General features: G+C 42.8%; 26 protein-coding genes, 5 pseudogenes and 1 other annotated feature. Of the genes and pseudogenes, 28 read left to right on the plus strand and 3 right to left on the minus strand.

The features are described from left to right. Positions 1-112: 112 nt before the first annotated feature. The 16 genes and pseudogenes from JCM19037_RS06500 to JCM19037_RS06560 all read left to right on the plus strand — a co-directional run bounded on the left by JCM19037_RS06500 (position 113) and on the right by JCM19037_RS06560 (position 11,379). A complete protein-coding gene (locus JCM19037_RS06500; RefSeq protein ID WP_052363616.1) occupies positions 113-919 on the plus strand; it encodes a M23 family metallopeptidase in 807 nt (268 codons plus the stop codon). A gap of 84 nt (positions 920-1,003) precedes the next feature. Continuing rightward, positions 1,004-1,789 carry a M50 family metallopeptidase gene (locus JCM19037_RS06505; RefSeq protein ID WP_052363617.1) on the plus strand — a complete coding sequence of 262 codons (786 nt, stop codon included), beginning with the start codon at positions 1,004-1,006 and terminating at the stop codon, positions 1,787-1,789. A gap of 25 nt (positions 1,790-1,814) precedes the next feature. Beyond that, positions 1,815-1,889: a sequence feature (ribosomal protein L21 leader region), on the plus strand. A 14-nt stretch (positions 1,890-1,903) separates the two neighbouring features. Then, on the plus strand, positions 1,904-2,212 hold the full coding sequence (gene rplU, locus JCM19037_RS06510; protein ID WP_042399107.1) for a 50S ribosomal protein L21: 309 nt from the start codon (positions 1,904-1,906) through the stop codon (positions 2,210-2,212). A gap of 12 nt (positions 2,213-2,224) precedes the next feature. Then, entirely contained in the window at positions 2,225-2,581 is a 357-nt protein-coding gene (locus tag JCM19037_RS06515) for a ribosomal-processing cysteine protease Prp (protein ID WP_042399109.1), read from the plus strand. Next, positions 2,575-2,857: pseudogene (rpmA, locus tag JCM19037_RS06520) on the plus strand (50S ribosomal protein L27). The gene JCM19037_RS06515 and the pseudogene rpmA overlap by 7 nt, the downstream one beginning before the upstream one ends. 190 nt (positions 2,858-3,047) lie before the next feature. After that, complete coding sequence (locus JCM19037_RS06525; protein ID WP_052363618.1) at positions 3,048-3,728, plus strand: substrate-binding domain-containing protein; 681 nt, start codon at positions 3,048-3,050, stop codon at positions 3,726-3,728. Next, positions 3,725-3,937 carry a substrate-binding domain-containing protein gene (locus tag JCM19037_RS22255; RefSeq protein ID WP_152548971.1) on the plus strand — a complete coding sequence of 71 codons (213 nt, stop codon included), beginning with the start codon at positions 3,725-3,727 and terminating at the stop codon, positions 3,935-3,937. Before JCM19037_RS06525 ends, JCM19037_RS22255 begins: the two co-directional genes overlap by 4 nt. A 104-nt stretch (positions 3,938-4,041) precedes the next feature. Then, entirely contained in the window at positions 4,042-4,626 is a 585-nt protein-coding gene (locus tag JCM19037_RS26855) for a PstC family ABC transporter permease (protein ID WP_238544579.1), read from the plus strand. After that, complete coding sequence (locus tag JCM19037_RS26860; RefSeq protein ID WP_238544580.1) at positions 4,596-4,958, plus strand: PstC family ABC transporter permease; 363 nt, start codon at positions 4,596-4,598, stop codon at positions 4,956-4,958. Before JCM19037_RS26855 ends, JCM19037_RS26860 begins: the two co-directional genes overlap by 31 nt. A gap of 4 nt (positions 4,959-4,962) precedes the next feature. Beyond that, positions 4,963-5,832, plus strand: coding sequence for a phosphate ABC transporter permease PstA (pstA, locus tag JCM19037_RS06535; RefSeq protein ID WP_238544581.1), 870 nt, complete (start codon positions 4,963-4,965; stop codon positions 5,830-5,832). Positions 5,833-5,880: 48 nt separating this feature from the next. Then, positions 5,881-6,631, plus strand: a pseudogene (pstB, locus tag JCM19037_RS06540) (phosphate ABC transporter ATP-binding protein PstB). Positions 6,632-6,704: 73 nt separating this feature from the next. Then, a pseudogene (pstB, locus tag JCM19037_RS06545) lies at positions 6,705-7,492 on the plus strand (phosphate ABC transporter ATP-binding protein PstB). 10 nt (positions 7,493-7,502) lie between these two features. Then, positions 7,503-8,156: a phosphate signaling complex protein PhoU gene (gene phoU / locus JCM19037_RS06550; RefSeq protein ID WP_042399113.1), complete on the plus strand. Its 654-nt coding sequence runs from the start codon at positions 7,503-7,505 to the stop codon at positions 8,154-8,156. Between the two features lie 473 nt (positions 8,157-8,629). Continuing rightward, positions 8,630-8,776: a hypothetical protein gene (locus JCM19037_RS25590; protein WP_193744682.1), complete on the plus strand. Its 147-nt coding sequence runs from the start codon at positions 8,630-8,632 to the stop codon at positions 8,774-8,776. Positions 8,777-9,018: 242 nt separating this feature from the next. After that, on the plus strand, positions 9,019-10,998 hold the full coding sequence (locus JCM19037_RS06555) for a chemotaxis protein CheA (RefSeq protein WP_042399116.1): 1,980 nt from the start codon (positions 9,019-9,021) through the stop codon (positions 10,996-10,998). A gap of 10 nt (positions 10,999-11,008) precedes the next feature. After that, a pseudogene (locus tag JCM19037_RS06560) lies at positions 11,009-11,379 on the plus strand (chemotaxis protein CheW). A 102-nt stretch (positions 11,380-11,481) separates the two neighbouring features. Here JCM19037_RS06560 and JCM19037_RS25595 read toward each other — a convergent pair. Next, positions 11,482-11,655 (minus strand): hypothetical protein, encoded by a 174-nt coding sequence (locus tag JCM19037_RS25595; protein ID WP_193744683.1) that lies wholly within the window; start codon positions 11,653-11,655, stop codon positions 11,482-11,484. A gap of 181 nt (positions 11,656-11,836) precedes the next feature. On the opposite strand from JCM19037_RS25595, the gene JCM19037_RS06565 reads away from it, so the two are divergent. Continuing rightward, entirely contained in the window at positions 11,837-12,643 is an 807-nt protein-coding gene (locus JCM19037_RS06565; protein ID WP_052363621.1) for a polysaccharide deacetylase family protein, read from the plus strand. Between the two features lie 142 nt (positions 12,644-12,785). Then, the gene (locus JCM19037_RS06570; protein ID WP_042399122.1) at positions 12,786-13,940 is read left to right on the plus strand and encodes an FtsW/RodA/SpoVE family cell cycle protein; all 1,155 of its coding nucleotides are present in this window, start codon (positions 12,786-12,788) and stop codon (positions 13,938-13,940) included. Between the two features lie 1,066 nt (positions 13,941-15,006). On the opposite strand, the gene JCM19037_RS06575 is transcribed toward JCM19037_RS06570, so the two are convergent. Continuing rightward, entirely contained in the window at positions 15,007-15,465 is a 459-nt protein-coding gene (locus JCM19037_RS06575; RefSeq protein WP_042399125.1) for a DUF4064 domain-containing protein, read from the minus strand. Positions 15,466-15,665: 200 nt separating this feature from the next. Between JCM19037_RS06575 and JCM19037_RS06580 the strand changes: the two genes are divergently transcribed. The 10 genes and pseudogenes from JCM19037_RS06580 (at position 15,666) to JCM19037_RS06625 (ending at position 24,931) form a co-directional block, all read left to right on the plus strand. Then, complete coding sequence (locus JCM19037_RS06580; protein ID WP_042399128.1) at positions 15,666-16,088, plus strand: organic hydroperoxide resistance protein; 423 nt, start codon at positions 15,666-15,668, stop codon at positions 16,086-16,088. A gap of 287 nt (positions 16,089-16,375) precedes the next feature. Further along, the gene (locus JCM19037_RS24965) at positions 16,376-16,714 is read left to right on the plus strand and encodes a hypothetical protein (protein WP_152548974.1); all 339 of its coding nucleotides are present in this window, start codon (positions 16,376-16,378) and stop codon (positions 16,712-16,714) included. A gap of 83 nt (positions 16,715-16,797) precedes the next feature. Further along, complete coding sequence (locus tag JCM19037_RS06590; RefSeq protein ID WP_042399135.1) at positions 16,798-18,780, plus strand: SNF2 helicase associated domain-containing protein; 1,983 nt, start codon at positions 16,798-16,800, stop codon at positions 18,778-18,780. Continuing rightward, on the plus strand, positions 18,702-19,892 hold the full coding sequence (locus tag JCM19037_RS06595) for a DEAD/DEAH box helicase (protein ID WP_193744684.1): 1,191 nt from the start codon (positions 18,702-18,704) through the stop codon (positions 19,890-19,892). Before JCM19037_RS06590 ends, JCM19037_RS06595 begins: the two co-directional genes overlap by 79 nt. Before the next feature lie 117 nt (positions 19,893-20,009). Further along, on the plus strand, positions 20,010-20,333 hold the full coding sequence (locus JCM19037_RS06600; protein WP_042399139.1) for a hypothetical protein: 324 nt from the start codon (positions 20,010-20,012) through the stop codon (positions 20,331-20,333). Positions 20,334-20,335: 2 nt separating this feature from the next. Further along, complete coding sequence (locus JCM19037_RS06605) at positions 20,336-20,941, plus strand: hypothetical protein (protein WP_042399141.1); 606 nt, start codon at positions 20,336-20,338, stop codon at positions 20,939-20,941. Positions 20,942-21,136: 195 nt separating this feature from the next. After that, positions 21,137-22,089: pseudogene (locus tag JCM19037_RS06610) on the plus strand (ABC transporter permease). Then, positions 22,079-23,035, plus strand: a complete 957-nt coding sequence (locus tag JCM19037_RS06615; protein WP_042399143.1) for an iron chelate uptake ABC transporter family permease subunit — start codon at positions 22,079-22,081, stop codon at positions 23,033-23,035. The pseudogene JCM19037_RS06610 and the gene JCM19037_RS06615 overlap by 11 nt, the downstream one beginning before the upstream one ends. After that, on the plus strand, positions 23,035-23,847 hold the full coding sequence (locus JCM19037_RS06620; protein ID WP_081829116.1) for an ABC transporter ATP-binding protein: 813 nt from the start codon (positions 23,035-23,037) through the stop codon (positions 23,845-23,847). The genes JCM19037_RS06615 and JCM19037_RS06620 overlap by 1 nt, the downstream gene beginning before the upstream one ends. A 154-nt stretch (positions 23,848-24,001) precedes the next feature. Next, a complete protein-coding gene (locus tag JCM19037_RS06625) occupies positions 24,002-24,931 on the plus strand; it encodes a siderophore ABC transporter substrate-binding protein (protein WP_052363622.1) in 930 nt (309 codons plus the stop codon). 127 nt (positions 24,932-25,058) lie between these two features. Here the strand turns inward: JCM19037_RS06625 and JCM19037_RS06630 are convergent, their stop codons facing one another. Continuing rightward, on the minus strand, positions 25,059-25,928 hold the full coding sequence (locus tag JCM19037_RS06630) for an SDR family oxidoreductase (protein WP_042399146.1): 870 nt from the start codon (positions 25,926-25,928) through the stop codon (positions 25,059-25,061). Between the last annotated feature and the right edge of the window lie 34 nt (positions 25,929-25,962).

Here is a 25,962-nt window from a genome sequence, read left to right on the forward strand (position 1 = left end):
TACGGGACCGAAAATACGGCCTGTAGCTTCTTTTTGTTTCCGTGGTATATCCTTGTCCATTTCCACATATCTATGAAGAAAGTGGGTGACTGAATGGGACGGAGGGGTTCCGATGGGAGACCAGTTGGATCGAATTCGAAGAGAAGCCGAAAAGAAACGTAGGAAAGAGTGGAAACCTGCAGATTCACCGAAAGAAAAGACACATCTTGCGTATTACCCGAGTCGTGAAGAGATGAATGAGCATGAGCCAGAGTTTTACATGTGGCGTGATGATGAAAAGAAAATGAAGACGAGCAGCCGGAATGAAAAGGTGCGGCAGCGATTTTTTATACAATGGCTATGTGCACTAGGCATCTTTGTCGTGACAGCAATTGTTGCACAAACAAATCAAGCCTCTCTCGAACCTGTTCGACAAACGGCCATGCAGTGGTACGGTGAGGAGTTTCAATTTGCAGCGGTTTCTGGCTGGTACGAAGAGCAGTTTGGCCGACCGCTTGCATTATTTCCTGGAGATTTGAATGAATCCGGCGAACAAATAGAAGCACCGATTGGAGAGGGATATGCACTTCCAGCAGCCGGAATAATTGAGGTTCGTGAATCGTTCTCAGAAAACGGACAGGCAATGATTGTCGAAACAGCGGAAGATGCAATGGTGACGGCTGCTCGCGGTGGGGTCGTTATTCGAGCGGGTGCCGATTCAGAATGGGGAGACGCGGTCGTCGTTCAGCATGAAGATGGAACTGAGGCAATGTATGGTACGCTCGATGCCATTGATGTGAATTTATATGACCATGTGCAGTCAGGTGATGTGCTCGGAGCAGTCACGACGAGTGATGAGTTTGAAGGCGGCAGCTTCATGTTTGGCTTACGAAAGAACAATGAGTTTATTGACCCCAATGAAGTGATGACATTTGATTGATCTCTTTCGAACAATACGAATTCACCCTGTATTTTGGCTCGTCATTGGGTTGGCGATAGCACAGGTTATTTTCGGGAGTTAATCATGTTATTTTGTATTGTTTTCTGTCATGAGATGGGTCATGCAATCGCTGCTCAGAAATTGGGATGGCGGATTAAAAAGATTGAGCTGTTGCCGTTTGGCGGTGTAGCTGAGACAGAAGAATACGGGAATCGACCGCACCGCGAGGAAGTGATTGTCATATTGGCAGGACCTTTGCAACACGTTTTCCTCATCGGATTATCGTTTTTGGCTTTGTCATTGTTTCCATTTTGGTCGCAAGCGGATCACGAACTGTTCATCTACCATAATCTAACGATCTTATTGTTTAATTTACTGCCTGTATTGCCACTTGATGGCGGCCGACTCGCACAAGTGGCTTATACATCGATTCGCCCTTTTCGTGAGGCACAGCAGATTTCATTGTTAACATCGCTTGCTGTATTAGTTATTGTCATGACACTCACTGCCATGTACTTCCCTCTACATTTGCAATGGTGGATGATTATTTTCTTTTTAGCCATTGCAAATTTCCTTGAGTGGAAGCAACAACCTTACGGATACCAGCGGTTCTTGTTAGAACGCAAACGTTTTGAACCAGACGTAGAAGCGAAGGTGCAATCTGTGCCTGCGAATTTAAAGCTATCCGCAGCGATAAAACAGCTATACAAAGGAAAGCCTACCCTTTATCGGGTGATTGAATCTGGGCAGTTTCTTGAAGAAAAAGATTTGTTGCGGTATTGGTTTTATGATGACCATTTTCATGAAACCGACCGAGGTGGGCAGGAGCTACACATCGGCGATATCATTGACAACCGTCCGGTCCTATGATAACATTTTTATGTTGTTTGGAACCCCCAAACTACAACCGCACAGAAGAGGTTTTAAGTTCGAAGGTAGAACACCTCGGATGGCGAGTCTTAGGAAATCGGGAGGTGCATAGGAATGTACGCAATTATTGAAACAGGTGGAAAGCAGATCAAAGTTGAAGAAGGTCAGCAGATCTTTATCGAGAAGCTTCCAGAAACAGCAGGAGACGCTGTCACTTTTGACCGTGTTGTTTTCGTTGGTGGAGATGACACGAAAGTAGGAGCTCCTTATGTAGAAGGTGCGAAAGTTACAGGTACTGTTGAGAAACAAGGGAAGAACAAGAAGATCACCATCTACAAGTTTAAGCGTCGTAAAGGCTATCGTCGTAAGCAAGGACACCGTCAGCCTTACACGAAAGTTAAGATTGACAGCATCTCTCTATAAGGGTGCACGTTGATGATTCGACTTACGATTGTAAGAAACGAAGAAAATCGTACGATACACTCATTTGAGTTAAGCGGGCATGCGAATGCCGCTGAATATGGTGAAGACATCGTATGTGCCGGCGTATCAGCAGTTGCGATCGGTACAGTGAATGCCATCGAAGCGCTTTGCGAGCAGCCACTGACCATTCAATCAGAGGACGACGGCGGGTATTTGTACGGCGAAGTGCCTCGCAGTTGGACAGGTCGAGTTGCTGAAGACGGACAGCTATTACTTGAAGGTATGGTTGTTGCACTAAAGAGCATCCAACAATCGTACGGTGAATTCATACATGTAAATGAAATTTCAGGAGGTGCAGACAAATGCTAAACATGAACCTACAGTTTTTCGCTCAGAAAAAGGGGTAGGGAGTACGAAGAACGGTCGTGACTCCATTTCTAAACGCCTAGGGACGAAGCGCGGTGACGGTCAGCTAGTAACAGGTGGCTCCATCCTCGTTCGCCAACGCGGCACAAAGATCTATCCTGGTGAGAATGTTGGTAAAGGCGGAGACGATACACTTTCGCGAAAATCGACGGCGTCGTTAAATTCGAGCGTCTCGGTAAAAAGCGTAAGCAAGTAAGTGTATACACAAAAGAAGCATAAATCGCCAAAAGGCGGTAAAGGCAAAGTCCTTTACCCGCCTTTTTTTGCGTTTTTCAAGTGTCGGTAAAATTGACAGAACGTTAACAATCCTTAGTTGTTTTTTTACAAACGATTCAACTGTCCTCAATAATGAGTCGCTATAGTAAGACATGTAAGGGAAATCATGTACTCAATTAGGGGGATTAAACGGATGAAGAAGCATCATCTTCTAAAAGTAACAGGAATTGTGGCATTGTTGACACTTGCAGCTTGTGATAGCGGGGATTCAGAAGATGCTACGGCGACGAATGAAGCAGACGAACCCGCTTCAGGTGAAGCTGAATCATTGGACAATGAAGAAGCATCCAACTTGGAAGGGACAGTCACCATTTCTGGCTCCACTTCGGTTCAACCGATCTCTGAAGAGTTAGCGGTTCCTTTTATGGAAGAGAATCCAGATACAAGAATTGAAGTTTCCGGTGGGGGATCAGGTGCAGGTGTGACCGCAGCTCAGCAAGGTGCATCAGACTTTGGCGCTGTCTCTCGTGAAATTGTTGAAGACGAAACAGGCATTGAAGAATACGTCATTGCTCTTGACGGCATTGCCATTATTGTTCACCCAGACAATGCTCTATCAGAACTAGCGTTAGAAGATGTCACAGACATTTTCTCTGGTGAGGTGACAAATTGGTCTGAAATCGGAGGAGATGATGCTGACATCGTTGTTGTAAGTCGAGAAGATGGCTCAGGAACACGAGATGCATTTACAGATATTGTGCTCGGAGAAGATGATCTTATCGATTCTGCACTCATTCAGAATACGACCGGCGGTGTTGCTGAGAGCGTAGCAAATGATCCGAATGCAGTTGGTACATGTCAACAGGTAGCATGAGTGATTCTGTTCAAGGTCTATATATTGATGGTGCTGAACCGACAGATGAAAACATTCGATCAGGTGAGTATCCTGTCTCTAGACCGTTCAATTATGTAAGCAACGAAGAGGAGCCGTTAAGTGAAGTCGCCCAAGCGTTTCTCGATTTCATTCTTAGCGATGACGGTCAACAAGTCGTTGAAGACAACGGATTTATATCCGCCGATTAACGATTAAGCAAGGCAAGGAGAGCGAACAGGGTGGGGATAGCTGCCCTGTTTTTTTATAATGAAAAATAATATCCTTCAAGAGCGGTCATGGGGTGGTTACAGTAATGTTTCAAAAGGTGCGGAATAGAAAAAGTAACATCGAAGAAAGTATTGTCAAAAAAATTCTATTGATCATGGCGTTAACTTCTGTTTTGTCTTTAGGACTTATTGCATTTTTTATATTTATGGAAGGTTTGCCTTTCATGTTTAATTATGGCATAACAGAGTTTATTTTTGGGACAACATGGGATCCAACCAATCAAGTGTACGGTATTTTTCCGATGATTGTTGGTTCTGTGTTGGCGACGGTTTTAGCCATTTCCATTGGAGCGCCCATCGGAATTGCTGTAGCGGTGTTCTTAGTAGAAATCGCACCTCCTCGAGTGGCGAAAGTCATTCGGCCGGCAGTGCAACTCATGGAAGGTATCCCCTCGGTTGTGATTGGGCTATTTGGTATGGTGATTATTTTAGACCTCATCCGTCGTCTTTCGCGTGGACCTTTAAGTGAATTTTTACCGTCCACCTATCAAACCGGGTATTCGGTGTTAGCGGGAGCCATCATTTTAGTCATTATGATTTTGCCGACGATTATATCGATCTCAGCGGATGCATTCGAGCTGTGCCGAAGGAATATAAACAAGCAGCTTTAGCTTTAGGATCATCGAAGTGGCAAACGATTTACCGAGTCGTTGTGCCTGCAGCCAAATCGGGTCTAATTGCGGCGGTTGTTCTTGGGGTTGGCCGAGCTATAGGCGAGACAATGGCCATCATTATGGTCATCGGGAATACCGTTCTTATCCCTGAACTCGGTTGGGAAAGTATTTTTGCACCTGTTCGAACACTAACGGGGAACATTGCATTGGAGATGGGGTATGCCGGACCTGAGCACCGTCAAGCGTTGTTTGCGACAGGCATCATTCTATTTATGTTCATCATAATCATTAATTCAATCACGATTGTTCTTAGAAAAAAGGAGTATTGACCCGATGTTCAATGTGAAACCAAACCATATGATCAAAGTGAAACGAAGTCAAAGGTTAGCATTTACAATGTTGAGTCTTGCCGCTCTACTCACCGTTATCATTCTATTCGGCATCCTCTTTTATATTATGAGTCAAGGATTTTCGGTCATTAGTATGGAGTTTCTCTTCACTGAACCTCGGAGCATGGGGACCGAAGGTGGTGTATTTTCTGCGATACTTGGAACGATCTATCTTGTTGCACTCGTTCTCCTTATTGCAACGCCTGTTGGTGTAGGAACAGCCGTTTATTTGAACGAATATATGCCTGCGGGTCGATTTAAAAATATCATACGGTTCTCTACAGAACTTCTTGCCGGGATTCCATCGATTGTATTCGGGATGTTTGGGTTTATTTTCTTTGTTCTTATGCTAGGTGATTACACTGGTGGGTTTTCAATTCTTTCTGGGGCATTAACAGGTGTGATGATGATCTTACCAGTCATTATTCGTGCATCGGAAGAGTCACTTCGGAGTGTGCCAAACACGTTAAAAGAAGCAAGCTTAGCGTTAGGGACGACGCGTTGGTATACGATTAAAAAGATTGTTTTACCATTTGCATTACCAGGCATTACGACGAGCATCATCTTATCAATCGGGCGCGTTATCGGTGAAACTGCAGCATTTTTGTTAACGCTCGGGGGCAGTCTTTTAGTCGCTACTTCGATATTTGATGGGAGCAGAACACTTGCTTTGCATCTCTACCTCGTTGCGATGGAAACAGGGGATTTACAAATGGCGCTCGGTTCTGGAGCAGTGCTCATCATTCTGATCATCATCATTAATTTTACTGCTGCCGGATTGTTCAAATTGCTCGTACGCCGCTTTTCAACATAAACGCCGAGAGAGGGGTCAAGACCAGTGATTGATCATAAAGAAAAAGAAGTGAAGATTACAGCCCAAAACGTAGACTTCTTTTATGGCCAAAAAAAAGCGCTAAAAGATATCTCATTGGATATAAACAAAAATGAAGTATTCGCTCTCATCGGCCCGTCTGGTTGTGGGAAGACGACATTCTTACGAATATTAAATCGAATGAATGATTTGATCCCGAAAACGAAAGTCAGTGGGACCGTACGAATTGAAGGTCAAGATATTTATGATCCGCAAGTCGATGAGGTGCAGTTACGAAAATCAGTCGGCACCGTCTTTCAAAAGCCAAACCCATTTCCAATCAGTATATTCGAAAACGTTGCCTACGGGCCAAAAAGCAAATGGAATTAAAAACAAGAAAAAACTGATGGAAATCGTTGAAAGAAGTTTGCGTCAAGCAGCGCTATGGGATGAAGTGGAGAATCGGTTGAATGACAGTGCGATGAGCCTTTCTGGTGGACAACAACAAAGGCTCTGTATTGCACGGGTCGTCGCCATTGAGCCTGATATTATTTTAATGGATGAACCGACATCCGCTCTAGACCCGATTGCCACGTCCAAAGTAGAAGAATTAATTCATGAATTAAAGAGCAATTATACGGTCGTTATCGTCACCCATAATATGCAACAAGCGGCACGAGTATCAGATCGCACTGCTTTTTTTCTTAACGGCAATGTCGTTGAAGCAGGTGACACGCATCAATTATTTACAAACCCGAAGGAACAAGAAACCGAAGATTATATTACAGGTAAATTTGGTTAATGTACGTGTGAGATAAAACGAAACAGATGGAGGGTGCGGTATGGTAAAACTTGCAACACGACCTGAACTAGAAATGCATGAAGCTAGGGTAAACAGCGCAACACCTCAAGCTGAAACAGTCTATCAGATAGAAGATTTGCGAGTAGCCTACGGGGACAATGAAGTCTTACACGGCGTCAGTCTACCAATTAGAAAAAATCAAGTGACGGCGTTAATTGGTCCTTCTGGATGTGGAAAGTCAACGTTGTTAAAGACACTAAACCTTATGATTTACGCTGATGAACACGTTCATATGAGCGGAACGATTTCGTTTGAGGGTGAGAATATCTTACGTGAAAAACAAGACCCGTTGATTTACGCAAACGTGTAGGCATGGTTTTTCAAAAGCCAAGCCCGTTCCGCAAATCCATTTTTGACAATGTTTCATACGGGCCGAAAGTTCACGGTGTAAAAAAGAAAGATCTTGCCGAGATTGTTGAGCGTTCACTCAAAGATGCCTATCTTTTCGATGAAGTGAAAGATCGATTACATGATTCAGCGTTCAGTCTGTCTGGTGGTCAGCAACAAAGACTTTGTATTGCTCGTGCACTTGCAACATCCCCTGAAGTGATATTAATGGATGAACCGACATCCGCCTTAGATCCAAAAGCAACTCTTGCTGTCGAAGATTTGATTAGTAAATTAAAAGAGAAATATACCGTGGTGTTAGTGACGCATCAAATGGAGCAGGCAGCGAGAGTTTCGAATTCTACCGCGTTTTTATATATGGGAAATGTCGTTGAGCATGGTGAAACGCATCGATTATTTTCGAATCCGTTAAGGAAACAGACGGAAGATTATATTACAGGACGTTTCGGTTAGGAGAGCTGGCATGCAAGGAAGAACAGTTTTACAAACGGAAATTCAATCCTTACATGAACAATTATATGAGATGGGAACGTTGGCGTATCATTCGCTAAAAGCATCTTTAGTTGCTTTAACAGCAGGAGATATTGAGTATTCTAAACAAATCATCGAACAAGATAAAACGATTAACGAAACAGATCTACGAGTAAATGAGCACATCGTGCAATTGCTCGTGACACAACAGCCAGTCGCGACCGACTTGAGAACGTTAACAGCGATGATGAAAGTGTCTACTGATCTCGAACGTCTTGGTGATTTGGCAGTAGAGATTGCTAAAGCAAATTTGCACCGTATACCGCAAGCATTTTCTCTTGAAGAAACAGAAATTATAACCGAGATGGGCGAATACAGTGTGCGTATGTTGAAGGGAGCCATTGAAGCTTTTTATCATTTGCAAGTAAACGAAGTCAAGCAAATCGAGGAACAAGATCGAACTCTTGACGATCTTTACGGTCGAGCCATTCAACAATTTATATTGAATACACATGATGAACGGACCATCGTCCAGCTCGCCTACACCGCACGTTCTTTGGAACGGGTTGGAGATCACTGTACGAACTTAGCAGAACAAGTTCTATACGTTGTAGAAGGTGTACATCGTGATTTGAATCGGCATTAATTGTGTGAAAATGTGGTGACAAGAAAAAAAGCTTTACAGAGAGATGAATACCCGCTATACTAAGTTATAAAATTCAGAAAGGGTGATCACACATGACAACACGTAAACGAGGACACTTCGTCACAACTTCATACTGGACACATGTGGGGATTATCCCATTCGTCGATGCTAACTGTCGACGAGCTGGATCGTTGTAGCCGTTTTACAATGTGCGATGTTTTTTACAATACGAAATGACCATCCTCCGCCTGTGTGAAACGTCGGGGGATTTTTGTGTGTAAAAAGATTCATAATTGCTGCACATTTGCGTAGAAATAGCGGAGTGTGGAACGTTCAAACGAACGTTTTCATATATTTACATTGGACCTGAAAGGAGGAAGAGCCTAATGAGAACGCTCATTAGTGGAACACAGATCAATACTTGGAATGAGGATACCTCTCCCTAAAACGGATACAGAAAGGAGGCGGGAAGTATGCGAATTCATTTAATGTTAATCACAGTAATCATTAAACCTCGCTTCTTTTCAAAAGATGAAATTGAAAAAGCGTATGAATACCAACAACGGGAACGATCTTATAATCGGATGAAAGATCAAGCGTTGCGAAATTTCTATATGTAAACACGTTCAACGTGGTGAAGCCTAGATTTTGCTTCACCACGTTTTAATATAGGCCAATTCGTATGTGCGTCAACGATTGAAGTGTGAAACAGTAAGAGAGATACGAAGAAACAATGAACCTTGAAAATTCGCCATTCCACAGCATAGTGTTTGATCGCTAGTTATTTTGTGAAGAAAGCTCAAACTACCCGCTCCATATACCGATATGAGAAGTAGACGTGTGAATATGAAGAGGTGAAAGCATGGCTCATGCAGAATATCGGCAATTGTTCATTGATGAGAGTGTTGAGCATTTGCAAAATATACAAGACTGTTTGTTTGAGTTAGAGAAAGACACAGCGAATCGAAGTGTCGTTGAGGAGATCTTTCGATCGGCCCACACATTAAAGGGCATGGCTGCGACGATGGAGTTTACAGACGTCGCCAACTTAACACACACGATGGAAAATGTGTTGGACCTCATTCGCAGTGATGAGCTTACATTAACGGTAGATACGATTGATGTAATGTTTCAGTCAGCGGATGCATTGGAAGAGATGGTCCAAGGAATCGCTTCTGGTGGAGACGGAACTAAAGATGTAACAGCGCTCGTCGAGCGGTTAGAGAAAGTTACAAACGGTGAACAACTCGAGGAAGAAAAGCCCGGATTGGCAGTGAAAACGGCGTATAATGAGTTTGAATGGACGGTTATTGAACAATCTCTTGAAGATGGTTTTCGTGCATATGAAATTGAGGTTTATATAGATGAACAAGCGATGCTCAAATCGGTGAGGGCGTTCATGGTGCTTCAAAGTCTAGAGTCTTTTGGTGACGTCATCAAATCAGTACCCACTACCGAGGAATTGGAAGCTGAAGCATTTGAGAATCGTTTCGTACTCACATTTATTTCCCGGGAAAAGAAGGATGTATTAGAGCAAACGGTCGGACAAGTGTCAGAAATTCAAGAGGTGAATATTTCAGACGTTCAAACAAACGTGAGCAAAGAAAAAGAACACGGAACGACGCAAGAAGAAGTACCCCGTCCAGCAGATGCGCTTCCATCGAAAACTGTAACGAGTAAAACGGTACGAATTAATGTACAACGATTGGATACGTTGATGAACTTGTTTGAAGAGCTCATCATTAATCGGAGCAGAATGGAAGGCATTGCCGCACGCATTGATGATTCAGAACTCACTTCTTCAATTGAACGGTTAACGAGAAACGCACAGCAACTGCAAGATGTGATCTTGAGCATGAGGATGATGAGTGTTGAACATGTATTTAACCGTTTTCCGAGCATGGTAAGAAAATTGTCTAAAGAGCTCGGAAAATCAGTTGATTTGCAGATGAGTGGAACGAGTACAGAATTGGACCGGTCCATTATCGATGAGATTGGCGATCCGCTCGTGCATCTTTTACGTAATTCGATTGACCACGGGATTGAACATCCTGAAACGAGACGTGAGCAAGGAAAACGTGAGCAAGGGACGATACAACTGCGAGCATTTCATCGAGGAAACAGTGTCTATATTGAAGTTTCAGACGATGGTGCGGGCATTAACCGAGAAAAAGTTAAAGCTAGTGCGTTAGGAAAAGGGGTCATTACACATGCTGAGGCAGAGCGAATGGATGACCATCAAATTTATCAATTGTTATTTTCATCGGGGTTTAGCACAGCAACAGAGATTACGAATGTTTCAGGTAGGGGTGTCGGTTTAGATGTTGTAAAACAAACATTTGAATCGTTAGGCGGAAAGATCTCGGTAAGTAGTACGCATGGGAGTGGATCGGTGTTTTCCATTCAGCTTCCGTTAACGTTATCCATTATGGATGTGATGCTCGTACAGACTGAGGATGAATGGTATGGCATTCCGATTTCTTCCATCGTTGAAACCGCCATCGTAAAAAGAGCGGAAATTTATAAAGCGCAAGGAAAGATGGTGACAAATTATCGGAATCACGTCATCCCTGTCGTCCACTTGTCTGAGGCATTTGAAATTCCGCCGAGTACCAAAGCGAGGCACTCGACGTTTGAAGATGATTTTCAATCTCTCATTATTGTGAAGCATCGTGACTACGCCGTTGCCATTGCCGTAGAATCTCTCGTTGGTCAGCAAGATGTCGTCTTAAAGTCACTTGGCAATTATTTAGGGAATGTGAAAGGAATCTCTGGTGCTGCGATTCTAGGTAATGGAGATGTGATCCTGATTATTGATACGAATAGTTTATTGAATGAATAGGATGTGACTTATGACACAGGTTATCGTATTTACCATAGACGGTGAAAAATATGGCATTGATGTAGATCATGTTCAATCCGTTGAACGCGTTGAGCAGATGACACGCGTGCCAGGAACTGCTCAAGAAGTGCTCGGTGTAATGAACATGCGAGGAGCGATTACGACGCTAATAGATTTGCGTATTGTCATGGGAAAACCAGCCGCAAAACTAACGAAGAACACACGATTATGCTACTTGCAACTGAAGACGACCCTCTTGGCGTGATGGTGGATGAAGCGAGAGAAGTGATCCAGATTGAAGAGGATGAAGTCTCTGACAGTTTGAGCTCAAGCTCAAATTCTGCCATTAGTCAAGGTGTTGTGAAACGCGGGATGAATTAATCTTTATGATTGATGCGACTATGATTTACAACTAGTCACCCTTTTGTCTTGATTGTTTAAACAAGAAATCAATGGCCAGAATAAACAGCCATAACAGAATCATTATAACCATGACGGTATGGGCGCGCCGTCCTCAAGCACAATTACAGCAATATAGAAAAGACCGTTAGCGCCCCAAATGTTATAAAACCAAGCATTTGTCACTGTAGAGTAGAACAACAAATAAGCAGAAACTGACCAACAAGAAAAAACAATGCTGACCGTCATAAGTGCCATCTGTTCGGTTCCTGGGTTAAAAAGACAATTAACCCCGTGGCGATAACGACGATGAGTGAAAATACAAAGCGATCACGGGTTTCCATACAAACACCTTCTTTAATAAGTCGTGCCTTTCATACATACATTGTTAATTTTTGTATATGTTAACAGGTAGGTCATGTTGAAAGGAAGAGATGAATTGAAAGCTCTATACGTCAAAATAGCAGTAGCAGTCGCTTTGTTCGTGTCATTTGTCGTTCCGATGAACGTTTTTGCAGCGCAAGATGAACTTCCTCCCTTACGTGGTGGGAGTGAAGAGGATGTGAGAGATCCTGACCCTGTGACGTTTACCCAGTTAAAACAATCCTTCCCTGATTCATTTTACTATATGGGAGACCCAAACGAGAAACAGGTTGCCCTCACGTTTGATGATGGGCCAGATCCAAGACACACCTCACAGATTTTAGAAGTGTTGGACAAATATGATGTTCTCGGTACGTTCTTTGTGCTCGGAGCAAGAGCCGAAGCATATCCAGAGTTACTACAAGAGATCGATGAAGCCGGTCATGATATCGGTTCCCACACGTTTTGGCATCCAAACTTAACAGATGACGACGAAGAGGATCTCGTCGCGAGGTTGGATTGGGAGTTGACACAAACTGAGCGTGTCGTTGAAGAGAGTGTTGGGTATAAGCCGAGGCTTTTCCGTGCTCCATATGGCAGCTTAAATATCGAATTAATGGAGCACTTAACCGAACGGGGCAATATTGCGGTTGGATGGAATGCGGACTCACAAGACTGGCAGCAAATCCCTTCAGAAGAGATTGTCGACATTCTACGTAGTGAAATTAGTCCAGGAAGCATCGTTTTGATGCATGATGGTGGGAATTGGGATCAGACTATCACGTCAGCGGATGCTCTAGATACACTCATTCCAGAATTGCTAGCAGATGGGTATGAGTTCGTGACCGTGTCGGACATGCTTGACGTTGATCGAGCACTCTAATAACAGCGCCGAATGCAAATGCATTTGGCGCTTTATTTCGGTTGTTTGCAAAGACGTCGATAATTGCAATGTTTTACTCATATACGTGTCACAATAAATCGTGTATCATAAATGCAGAATGATGTGTTCAGGGGATGAAAGCATGAAACCTTACCAAAGCTATGAAAAACAATACGACATTAATATGATGTTTGTATTATTTATTTTTGCTGTTTTGAGCTGTTTATACATTTATTTTGCTGTAGGAAATACAACGATCGTTATTATGCAAGCTGCTTTTTTTGTGGCCGGATTTATTATCGCGATTGTCGTCATGCACTTTGACTTTGAATATTATTTAAATTTGCATTGGATTAGTTATGCGTTCGGATTGTTCATGCTCATTGTGCTAGAGATTGTTTCTCCAAGTAGTCTAGCTCCTGAGCGGTTAGGGGCGACCCGTTGGTTTGATCTCGGTTTCGTGAATTTACAGCCTTCAGAGTTTATGAAGGTATTTATTATCGTCACACTTAGTGCCATTATTTATAAACATAACAATAGCTGGACGCCAAAAGAACTTAAATCCGATTTATGGCTATTAACGAAAATGGCTCTCGTCATTATTCCACCAATTCTGTTGCTTCGTTCTCAACCGGATATGGGGATGGTCATGATGATGCTTGCCATAACCGTCGGGCTAACACTCGTCTCAGGAATGTCTTATAAGCTGCTTAGTCTTTTATATGGAATTCCATCCGTCATTGTTGGCGCATTTATTGTTGCGTATTTTCGTTTTCCAGACTTCGTGCAGAATGCGTTCTTTAGACATATCGAAGACTATCAGGTGAACCGTTTTCATGGGTGGTTGCGACCGCTGGAGAACCCAGATCAAGGTTATCAAGTGGCGCAAGCAATGACCGCAATTGGTTCTGGTGGATTGACAGGAAACACAGAGCATGACGTATACGTTCCCGAAGCGCATACCGACTTTATTTTTTCAATCGTTGGAAGAGAAACAGGGTTTCTCGGAACGGCTCTCGTCATTACATTGTTCTTTATTCTGTTCTATCAAATTATGATGACCGCCATTCGTTCTCACCATAGCTTTGGCACGTATTTATGCTCCGGTGTCATTGCACTGTTTACATTCCAAGTGTTTCAAAACGTCGGCATGAACGTTGGCTTACTTCCTGTTACCGGCTTTACGCTTCCGTTTATGAGCTATGGAGGTAGTTCTCTCTTCAGTTCGATGCTCGCGATTGGCATTGTGCTCGGAGTCCGGTATCATGCGAAGAGTTATGTGTTTGAAGAGAAATAGCGACGAGCGGTTGATCCATAAAAGCCTTAGGATAAAAGTTATCCTAAGCTTTTTTATAAAGTCCAAATGTGGCCTTCAATAGAGGAATTAAAGGCGGATTTGTTTGGAACAAAAGGCAGTGGATCCTAAGGAGGAGTGGCGCTGCGATTTCCCGAAGGTCAATGAATCTAGATCATTTGGGTGAGTGATCTACACCGCTAACCTCCGAGAAAATTCCCCACGCATCTTCAATGCCGAAAGTAGTGAAAAACTCTCTATATAGGATGAACAAAAGCAATGCATTGGATGCCAGAATGTAGAGATTATCTCGTGATTTCATGCGATTGATTGTTATGACAAAAATGTATTCATATCTCTTTCACATAGCGAAATTACTTCAATGGTATTTGTATCGAGCGGGGCAGGGCATGGTTCGCATTGTGCGCGCTAGTTTTCAATTTCTGCGATCAAGTTAGCTCTTTTTAGCGATTTTAGCGCTCATTTCGTAAAACTTGCGCGCAGTTTGTTCCAACTGGAGCGCAGATTGGACGAAACCTAACTCCTTACGACCTGTCGGTCCCAGCGGGACCGAACCAAAATTGGTCTCGATTCGGCGCGACTCGCGCCGACAGAAGTTTGGGGTTTCAACTCGGTGTTCGGGGCAGGGCGTGCGACTCAATAAACATCGCTTTGGAACTAGATTGTTGTTCAATTTCTTTAAAGTGCTGAATATGATCCCATAAACGGACGTTTGGAACTAGATGTCTATCGATTGGAATCAGAAAGAGTCAAAATGGTCACTTATGAGTGAATCTGATTCAATCGATGATCTTTGGAACCCGTTCTTCCGTTCCAAGATCAAAACTTTGCAACTTAAAAAACACGTTGGGCGTCTTTTGGCCACCGATGTCGCCCTTGTACTCTGGAGTGCATCCGCCTGCAGTGAAAATCAATAAACGATACTGATGTTAATGTCCCGAAAACTTGCAACCCATCGAAGATATGAAACTCATTCATAGAAAAAAGGGCTGTGCCAAGGTCTATTTTAAAACCTTTTGGGACAGCCCCTTTCCTTACTCATGCTCTTTTAATAATCTGTTGATGTTTCTTCTTCGGCAGGTTCGACTTGTGGCTTACGAGCCAAGCACATAATACCTGCAATGATGAAGAGTACAGATTGAATGATGGAGCCGCCTAGCGTGAGAATGACCATAAGCGCACCGGATACAATAAGAAGAATACCTGCGGTTTTGGCATTTCCATTAATTTTAATAAGACCGATAATGGCAAGAATCATACCAATAACCATAACGACAACCGCAAACCAGCCAATCGCAGAAAACATAGAGAATACGCTTAGCATCATATCAATGTCCTCGCTGTTTAATGCCGGATCGTTCGCAAGATCAGCTTCGAGTTCTGCTTGCAACTGGTCAGAGCCAAAAGCTGCGCTCATAACAACAGTTCCCATTGCGGTAAGAACAATAACTAAAAAGTTCACTGCAACCCCAATCCAACCTAGTACCTTTTCTCCTGTTCTTTTCATCTTTAATCACCTTTCCCTCATTGAGCATGGTACAATCTTCATACCCGAATTAGCAGTAATGCAATCCTTTACGGTTACATTCCTTTTATTATACTACTATATGAGTCTATTCATGAACAACTCAATGAATTTGTAATATGAGGTTTAAAAATAAGCGAAAACGTAAACATAATAGATAGAACTGATTGGAGGAGATGAACATGGCAGATAAAGTATTTACAACGAGTGCGACTGCTTCAGGTGGTCGCGAAGGACAAGTTAAATCTGACAATGGTGTCATTAATGTAGGACTCACGATGCCTAGCGGAGATGATATACCGAGTGATGCGTCAAATCCTGAGCAGTTATTTGCGTCCGGTTATGCAGCGTGCTTCGACGGTGCGCTAAACTTAATGGCAAAGAAAAGCAAAGAAGAAATTGATTCAGAAACAAGAGCAGAAGTCAGCTTGCTAAAAGACCCAAGTGACAATGGCTTTCAACTTGGCGTCAAACTTCATGTGACGGTTAAAGGGGTTGACCAATCAACAGCTGAACAACTGGTAGAAAAAGCGCACGAGTTTTGTCCTTATTCCAAAGCAACTCGTGGAAATGTAGATGTTTCTTTAGAAGTGGCTGCGAAGTAACTCTATCATACGAAAGTGCCTGTCCACTAGTGACAAGGCACTTTTTTTAATGAAAGCAAACGACCTGTCAGATACGCATTGGCAACATTTACTCGTGCAATCCTACTTTAGTGCAGATGACTTGATATTCTCTTTCGGTTATTATAAGTTTAGAAGTAAACAATTCGTCACATACTGAAGAAGTAAAAATCCCAAAGCGTAGTGAATAAGTGTTCAACACTTGAGTGTTCATGAGGCTCTGTGAGGAGGGGTTTTCGATTAGAACTGCTAAAATAGCAAAAGAGTCGGTGTGGTTATTAGAATCGTTACGACTAAACACAGTTCGAAAGCCAAATATCGAATGCAACATTTGTGGGAAGAATATAAAGCATCGTTATCTTAAGTTAGGGACGAGAAGAGGCTGTTATTATTGCCTATTAAAGTTTTTGAACCACACGAAGTTTGATAATTACCGCTTGCGTGTTGTAAACAAGCCTGCAGACCCTGGAGTGGATACTGTGCAGCTCATGGCAGACTTGCGCTTCATTATCCAAAAACGATCGATTGCAGGGCTTGTTAGAGACGAAAGAAATAAAGAAAATGACGATGATTTATATGAAATTGTCGAATCATTTAAATCAGAGTAAACATCGTTGAGTACACAGGCTTGGGTTTCTTACCTAAGCGTGTGTTTTTTCTTCGTGTTTTTGGATAGGAAGCGAGGTAACTCATGGCTCACTCAGCAATTGAAGAGTTTATTCGTACGCATGCATTGCCTGCGACGATTAAACGAGGGAAGAAGTATGTGGCAGAAGGCAGAGTAAGAAAGATTCAAGAAGGAAAAGACGAGCGCTATACAGCGGTCGTTCTAGGTCAAGATATTTATGACGTGTCATTTACTGTTGGAGACGAGAGTATATTAGCGGACTACGACTGTACATGTCCAGCATTTAATAGTTACGGGGGCGTCTGTAAACATATTGTAGCTGTGCTTTATCAATGGGGGAATCAGACCAGTTCTACACCTGCTGCAAGAAAAAAGACAAATGCAGATCCTTTGAAAGTTGAGCGTTTCATTGATAGCTTTGCTGATTTGTACGATATGCAGCGTGACATTCATTCAGAGCGGGAACCGTTGCGCGTCGAATACCACATCCACTTTCACCCAGTAAATTTATTTACGAGTGGTGGGTATGCTGAGCTAGAGCTTAAAGCAGGGATAGATCGTGCGTACGTCGTCAAACACATTTTCAGCTGGTTGCAAGCGGTTCACCGTCGAGACAGTTATCCTTTTACAAAGTCATTCACTTACCGACCGATGGAGCACACATTTACGGAAACTGATAAGTGGATCATGGAGCAGTTAATCCAGTTAATGCAGTACAAAGAAGAGTCATTCATCTACGCTCAAAAGGCGGTTCGGAGGATCCATCTACCTGGATCTGTTCTGATTAAGCTATTGGAAGAGCTCGACCAGAACGACATTTTTATATACATCGATGAAAAACTTGTTTCATTTCAGGGAATAGAAAACGAACGTGCATCACTGCCGTTACAGTTTCATTTGGACGCCTCCGAGGACGGGGCGGAGTTTGAGTTAGAGTGGAAAAATCTCGAGAACATTCACTATTTAGGATCTGAATATGAGGCATTTATGGAAGAAGGGGTCGTTTATTTCTTAGACGAAACTGAGCGACACATCTTCGAGAGAATGTATAAACGGATGAAACGCGAACAAGGCAGATTGGTCGTGCCTATAGCGATGCTTGAACGTTTCCTATCATATATTCTTCCACAGCTAGAAAAGATCGCCAATGTTGACGTAACGAACATCGCTGATCGTTTGGTTCAAGTGGCGCTTACGCCGACATTGTTTGTCGAAGGGGACGGTGAACAATTGCAAGCTCGTTTACAGTTCCGGTATGGAGATCGTGAGATCGATCCGTATCAGCGTGAAGAAGATACGAAAGAAGGAGACATTGTTCTAAGAGATATCCAGAAAGAACAAGAAATTATGAGCGTCATTGAGAACATCCCATTCACATATAATGAAAACGGACTCACGCTATCAGGAGAAGAGTCCATCGCCCATTTCTTATTAAATGATGTCCAGCAGCTTCAAAAAGATACAGAGATGCAATTTACCGAAAGTGTCAAAGATCTTGTGTATGATCCAAATGATGATCCGACCATCTCAATTGAATTCAATAGTCGCATGAAATGGCTAGATATTGATTTCCAATTCGCCGATGTTTCCTCATCAGAAGCAGAAGAATTATTACAGGCAATGAGGTTAAATCGGTCGTATACAAAGCTGTCTAGTGGAAAATATGTTGACTTATCTTCTGAGCAAATGGATGATGTTCGCCATGCGATTGGAATCGTAGGGGAAAATGGTCCAATACAAACAAATATGAATGTTCCTTTGTATAAAGCGTTTCAGCTTAACAATCAACCACATACACGGTTTGATGAGCGAGTGAAACGTCTCATTGATGATGTATCAGAGCCAGGGCACCATCAAATAACACCGCCTGAGCCTGTCAATCAAATGATGAGAGACTATCAGCGTACAGGTTTTCAATGGTTGTCATCACTTTCTGTCTATGGATTCGGAGGCATACTTGCGACGATATGGGGCTCGGGAAAACGATTCAAGCGATTGCTTACTTGTCCGATTACACTCGAAAGAATGAAGGGGCACGGTCGTTAGTTATTGCACCAGCATCATTGCTTTACAATTGGAAAAAGGAAATTGAACGGTTTGCGCCGAATTTACATGTAGAGATTGTTCATGGCAAAAGAGATGACCGCGAAAACATCCTCAGAGAACATGCAGATGTGTATATAACATCTTATCCATCCGTTCAACGTGATGAGTCACTTTATCAGCACGCCGTTTACGATAACCTCATCCTTGATGAAGCGCAGTTTCTAAAGAATGAACAAGCGAAAACAACGAAAGTCGTGCGTTCCCTCCGCAAGAAGCATGCATTTGCGTTGAGTGGTACACCGATTGAAAACCGTAAAGAAGAGCTCTTTTCGATTTTCTCGATTGTGATGCCTGACCTCTTTCCTTCAAAAAAAGGATTTATGGAATTGTCCAACACTCGCATTGCTCATCGGATCCGACCGTTTATTTTGCGAAGGTTAAAGACGCAAGTGTTAAAAGAACTGCCTGAGAAACAAGAGTCTGTTCAGTACACGGAATTAAACGATATTCAAAAGCAGCTTTATGTTGCTCAAGTCGAGCAAATTCGTGCAAAGCTACAATCGGCTGTTCAGCGTGACGCCTTTACTCAAGAGCGGTTTGAAATTCTAGCAGGGCTAACGAGGTTACGACAAATCTGTTGTCATCCAGACTTAGTGATGAATGAATCTGGGCATACATCGAATAAAATGGAATTTCTCATGTCTTACATTGAAAATGGCCTGTCGTCGGGGAAGAAAATGGTGATCTTCTCTCAATTCACGTCAATGCTCGCCATTATTGCTTCTCGATTGCAACAGAATGAATGGGGATACCATTATTTAGATGGAAAGACGCCAGTAAAGGATCGACTTGCGATTGCAGACGCATTTAATGAAGGTGACAAATCCATCTTTCTCATTTCTCTCAAGGCCGGTGGCACAGGGTTAAACTTGACTGGCGGGGATACGGTCATTTTGTATGACTTGTGGTGGAATCCAGCTGTTGAACAACAGGCAGCAGACCGAGTCCATCGATTCGGACAAGAAAAGAATGTTGATGTCGTTCGTATTGTGACGACAGGAACGATCGAGGAGAAAATTGCAGCACTTCAAGACCAGAAAAAACACTTGTGAATGACATTATCCAACCCGGTGAGACGATGTTGCATTCACTGACCGTAAAAGATCTGGACGAATTGTTAGATACGAATGATCTGAAGGCTTAATATTCGTATCTGTGGGGGGAGTGGGATGCAGAGTAAAGGTTCAAGTGGCACGTTTATATTACTACTCATTCTCGGTACAACACTTATTTCTGGATGTCTTGACGCTGAAGAAGTTGATGTCGACGTCTTCCCTGAAGAAGGAGAAGACGATATCGAGCAAACAAATGAGAATGAGCCAGACCTTAATGAGTTAGATGAAGAAAGTTTCATACAACGAGTGGTGGAAGCGTTAGCTGATGCAGATGAGGATTACCTTAATATGAACATCCAATCATCGATGATCGAGATGAACGAAGAGATGATGGACCGTTATATGCAGTATTTGCAAATGCGGATGTGTCTAGCATAAATGTGTATGAACAACAAGATGAGCTGGAAGATAACGAAGTGGAATATGAAGTGGTAGTTCGAGCTGGCTTCACCGACCCTGCATATGAAGAATTGTATGGGGAGGACGTGCAATTGACGTTGGACCTTCAATTGTACCGTGAACAAAATGACTGGCAAGTATCACACTTGTTTATGCATACCCCCATACCGACAGATCATTCAACTGACGATGAGGTAAAGTTCATCACTCCTGAACAATTTGCTCAGGAATACTATAGTGAAGTCACCAACGAGAACTGGGAAGTGATTCCTTCATATATTGCGGATGAGTGGCAGCAACAAGAAGCGCTGACCGACCAAGAGCTAGCAGAACGATATGCGATGCGTGTTCCTCGGGTAGAGGATGCACAAGTCCTAATGGGGGACGTTTTTCATGAACAGATCCAACAAGCGATCCCGGATTTGCCTGCCATGAAAGCAGATGAAACCTCGTATATCGTTCGAGCCGAGTATAAATTAGAAGGCGAAGAACGGTTTCTCGCTGAAGATCTATTGCTTGTCCAACAGGATGAACGCTTTCGTATTGTTGAGTTTCATCAATATGATGCTTTTGAATCAATCAATTAAGGTGGTTTACCAACAAGGTGAACCACTTTTTCGTGCGTAAATGAATATTTTTCTCAATTAGGCATTGAAACATTCGGCTGAGATGATATAATCAGAAGTGTCCTCGTTGATAATGAATCTCATTTGCATTATTACTTGGACTTTGAAAGAGGAGGGTTGACCAAAGTGCTATAGTCATTTGGATAGAATATTATGATGCAACTTAAATACTTAATACCTACACTTATATTACTGTCAATTATATCCCTCTTCGTTGGGGTTCAAGATTTATCAATTTGGAATATCCACCGTTTTACTGAAGAACAGTGGGAAACTCTTTTTATTAGTCGCTTTCCTCGACTGCTCGCCATTATTGTTGTTGGTGTCAGTTTGAGTGTATGTGGACTCATTATGCAACAGCTGACACAAAACAAGTTTGTGTCACCAACGACAGCAGGGACGCTTGACTGGGCAAGGCTTGGGATTCTTGTTGCCATCATCATGTTTGCCGGTGCAAGTACGATGGAGAGCTTCTCGTCGCCTTTTTGTTTGCGCTAGGTGGAACGTTCTTGTTTATGAAGATCCTGGAGAGAATTCGCTACAAGAATGTCATTTTCGTACCTCTCGTTGGTTTGATGCTTGGAAGTGTTGTTAGTGCAGTTACAACATTTTTTGCGTATCAATATGACCTCATTCAAAGTTTAAATGCGTGGATGCAAGGAAGCTTTTCCCTCGTATTAAGAGGAAACTATGAGATTCTGTACATTGGGATTCCGCTCGTTATCATTGCATTTATCTTTGCAAATCGATTTACGGTAGCGGGTATGGGAAGAGATTTTTCATCGAATTTAGGATTGAATTACAAACAAATTATGAACATCGGTTTGTTAATCGTTGCCATAATTACAGCTGCTGTTGTTGTCACGATCGGTTCCATACCGTTTTTAGGTTTAATCATACCGAACATTGTAAGCATTATGCGCGGGGATAATTTACGGAACAGCTTGCCACATACGGCACTGTTCGGGGCGATCTTTTTACTTGTATGTGACATTCTTGGCCGTGTGCTCATCTATCCATATGAGATTCCTATTGGCCTTATGGTAGGTGTGATTGGAAGCGCACTCTTCCTATTTTTACTGCTAAGGAGAAAGTCGTATGCAACGTAGAACAAAGTGGATCTTTATTATACTCAGCGTCCTGTCACTCGTGCTTACGGTTACATTCTTATTTATTGGACTCACTCCGGAAGGGTGGGACTATGCACTGCCGAGGCGAGGTAGAAGTGTCGCAGCCATTATTATTGTAGGTGCGGCGATTGCATTCTCTACACTCATCTTCCAAACAATCACGAACAATCGAATTCTTACACCGAGTATTATCGGTCTGGATTCTTTATATATGCTCGTTCAAACATCGCTCGTATTTTTCTTTGGAACGTTAGGCCTTGTATCAATGTCTCAAGGGACCAACTTCATGATTTCGATTGCTCTGATGGTTGGTTTTGCGTTGCTTCTCTATACGATGCTCTTTAAAGGTGAACAGCAAAATATATACTTTCTATTGCTCGTCGGCATTATATTTGGAACGCTCTTTTCAAGCTTGTCAACGTTCATGCAAGTGTTGATTGATCCAAATGAGTTCCAGTCGATACAAAACCGAATGTTTGCCAGCTTTAGTAACATTAACGTAGATTTATTATGGCTCGCTTGTATCATTCTTTTACTCACAATGATCTATGCGTTTCCATATTTGAAATACTTGGATACACTGTCTCTTGGACGTGATCACGCTGTGAACCTCGGCATTCCTTATGATAAGGTTGTACGAAGATACTTGATCATTATTGCGATTATGGTGAGTGTGTCCACAGCGCTCGTCGGACCCATTCTGTTTCTAGGATTGCTCGTTGTAAACGTGGCAAGAGAGATGCTTTCAACATTTCGACACTCACAACTGGCCATTGCCTCCGTTCTTGTTAGTATTGTGGCACTCGTTGGAGGAACATTAGTTGTAGAAAGAGTGTTTGCTTTTTCTGCCCCGCTTAGTGTAATCATCAATTTCGTAGGCGGCGCATACTTTATTTATCTTTTATTGAGGGGGACGAAAAACTAATGGCTATGAAAATGCTAGAAGTTGAGAAACCAACCGTTCATACTGAAGTTGCTGCACTAGAGGTAAAGAATGTCTCAAAGGCTTTCGACGGAAAAAAAGTCGTTGAAGACGTTTCTGTCGCAGTCAATAAAGGAACATTAACCTCGTTTATTGGTCCAAACGGCGCCGGAAAGAGTACGCTCATCTCAATGATGAGTCGCCTTCTAGACCACGATACAGGCGAAGTGTTTGTTGAAGGGAAAGAAATTGGCAAATACAAAAGTGATGAACTAGCGAAAAAGGTTTCCATTCTCAAGCAATCCAACAACATTAATATTCGTCTCACCATCCGTGAATTGGTAAGCTTTGGCCGTTTTCCATATTCTAAAAACCGCTTGACGAAGAATGATTGGGCGTTTGTTGAGAATGCGCTTGACTATATGAACCTTCGCGACATTCAAGACAAATATTTAGATCAATTGAGTGGTGGACAACGCCAGCGTGCGTATATTGCGATGGTTCTCGCTCAAGATACGGACTATATTATTTTGGATGAGCCACTGAATAATCTAGACATGAAACACTCCGTGCAGATTATGAAAACGCTGCGCCAGCTGTGTGATGAGCTTGGAAAAACGATTATTATCGTCGTACACGATATTAACTTCGCCTCGTGCTATTCTGATGATATCGTAGCGATGAAGGACGGGATTGTCGTTGAAAAAGGCCATTGCCACGACATTATTAATCCGACATCCTTAAAAAACATTTATGATATGGACATCAATATTGAAGAAGTGAACTGCAATAAGATTTGTGTGTACTTCACGTAAGCATTCATAAACTTAGGGAGGTGGGGCTTGGGGCTTACGTTATGCACATAGAAAAGAGAGAAACAAAGGTAATCAGCCGTTACCGAAAGTGTGAAATCCATAGCAAGGGTTACGATAAAGGGGAAATATCGTAAAGAATGAAGGAGAATGAATAATGAAGAAGTTTTATGTACCGTTTCTATCTGTATCAATGATGATGGCACTTGCTGCATGTGGAGGTGCTGAGGAGGAAGAAAACGGCGCTGACGCTACAGGCGACGATACAGCAGGCACAGATGAAGTGGAAGACACAGAGGATGACGACGCAGCAGATGGAGATTCTGCAGGTGAAGTCGTTATTGACCATGAGCTCGGAGAGGCTACGGTTCCAGTTGAACCAGAAACAGTTGTTTCTTTTGACAACGGAATTACAGACTCAATTCGTGCAATTGATGGCAACATTTCAGGCATTCCACAAGCAAATAACGTACCAGGATACTTATCAGACCTCGAAGGAACGGCTGAAGATGTAGGTAGTTTATTTGAGCCTAACTTCGAACTGATCAATGAGATGCAACCAGACGTCATTTTCATTTCAGGTCGTGCGTCAGATGCGTATGATGAGCTAAGTGAAATTGCCCCGACGGTATTCTTAGCAGTAGACAACGAGAACTACATGGAGTCATTTGAGTCCAATATGCATGTTCTTGGAGAAATTTTCGCTGCTGAAGATGAAGTAGAATCACAACTTGAAGCGATTAATAACGACATTGCAGACATTCAAGAACGTGCAGAAGCAAGCGATGAAGATGCTTTAATTCTTTCTGCTGATGAAGGTGCTGCAAGTGCGTACGGTGAAGGTTCTCGTTTTGGATTTATCCATGACGTGTTAGGCATTGAAGCGGCTGATCCAAACATTAGCGCTGAAACGCATGGCGATAATGTCTCTTTTGAATATATTGCAGATGTAGACCCAGGTTACATCTTTATTCTTGATCGCGGGGCAACAGTGGGAAGCGACGCAGAAGCAAGTGCAACGGAGGTCATTGATAATGAACTTGTTGCGCGTACTGCAGCTACCAAAATGACAACATCGTGCCACTAGACGGAGATTTCTGGTACTTAAGCGGTGGTGGACTTGAGTCTGTTCAAGGTATGGTTGATAACATTAATGAGCATTTTGAACAATAATAAAAAAGCAGTGTCCCATTCGGCACTGCTTTTTTTCTGGTTTATGAAGACATGTAATCACCACCATTAATATGAATGGTTTGGCCGGTCATGTAGGAGGCACCGTCTGAGGCTAAAAATACATATGCGGATGAAAGTTCACTCGGTTGTCCAGCTCGTCCCATCGGTGTGTTTGCGCCAAACTGTGCGACTTTATCCTGGTCAAATGAAGAAGGAATTAGAGGTGTCCAAATCGGTCCAGGAGCAACGATATTCACTCGAATCTCTTGGGAAACAAGAGATTTTGCCATGCTTCGAGCAAACGCTGTAATCGCCCCTTTCGTACTCGTATAATCGATTAATGTCTCGTTGCCGATATGAGCGTTAATTGATGATGTAAAAAGAATCGTGTCCCCTGGCTTTAGATGTGGCAATGATGCTCGCGTCATATAAACGTGAGAATAGAAATTCGTGCGAAACGTGAGTTCTAGTTGTTCGTCGCTAATATCTAAGAGACTGTTTTTTGGATATTGAACAGCACAATTGTTGACGAGGATGTTCAACTCACCAAAATGGGCAATGGTGTCTTGAATTGCCTGATTACAGGCTGTGGAGTCTGTTAGATCAGCATCTATAGTTAGGCAACATCCCCCACTTTCTTCAACGAGTTGTTTCGTCTTTGTCGCATCTGCATGTTCGTCCAAATATACAATCGCAACGTTCGCACCTTCATTAGCATAGGCAATCGCAACGGCGCGGCCAATGCCGCTATCCCCACCCGTAATCAGTGCAGTCTTGCCTAGTAATTTACGGGTTGGTTTTGATGAGGTGTCGGGTTGCGTTGGCAACGGGTCCATGTTGGCTTCACTACCTGGTTGCCTGCTTTGCGTTTGAGGCGGGAATCCGCCAGTTGGGTATCGATTATCGTCCATGTTACGTAAGTACCTCCATCATAAAAAGTTTCTC

This window comes from Geomicrobium sp. JCM 19037 (assembly GCF_000698105.1).
In the GTDB taxonomy this organism is placed as follows: domain Bacteria; phylum Bacillota; class Bacilli; order Bacillales; family Marinococcaceae; genus Geomicrobium_A.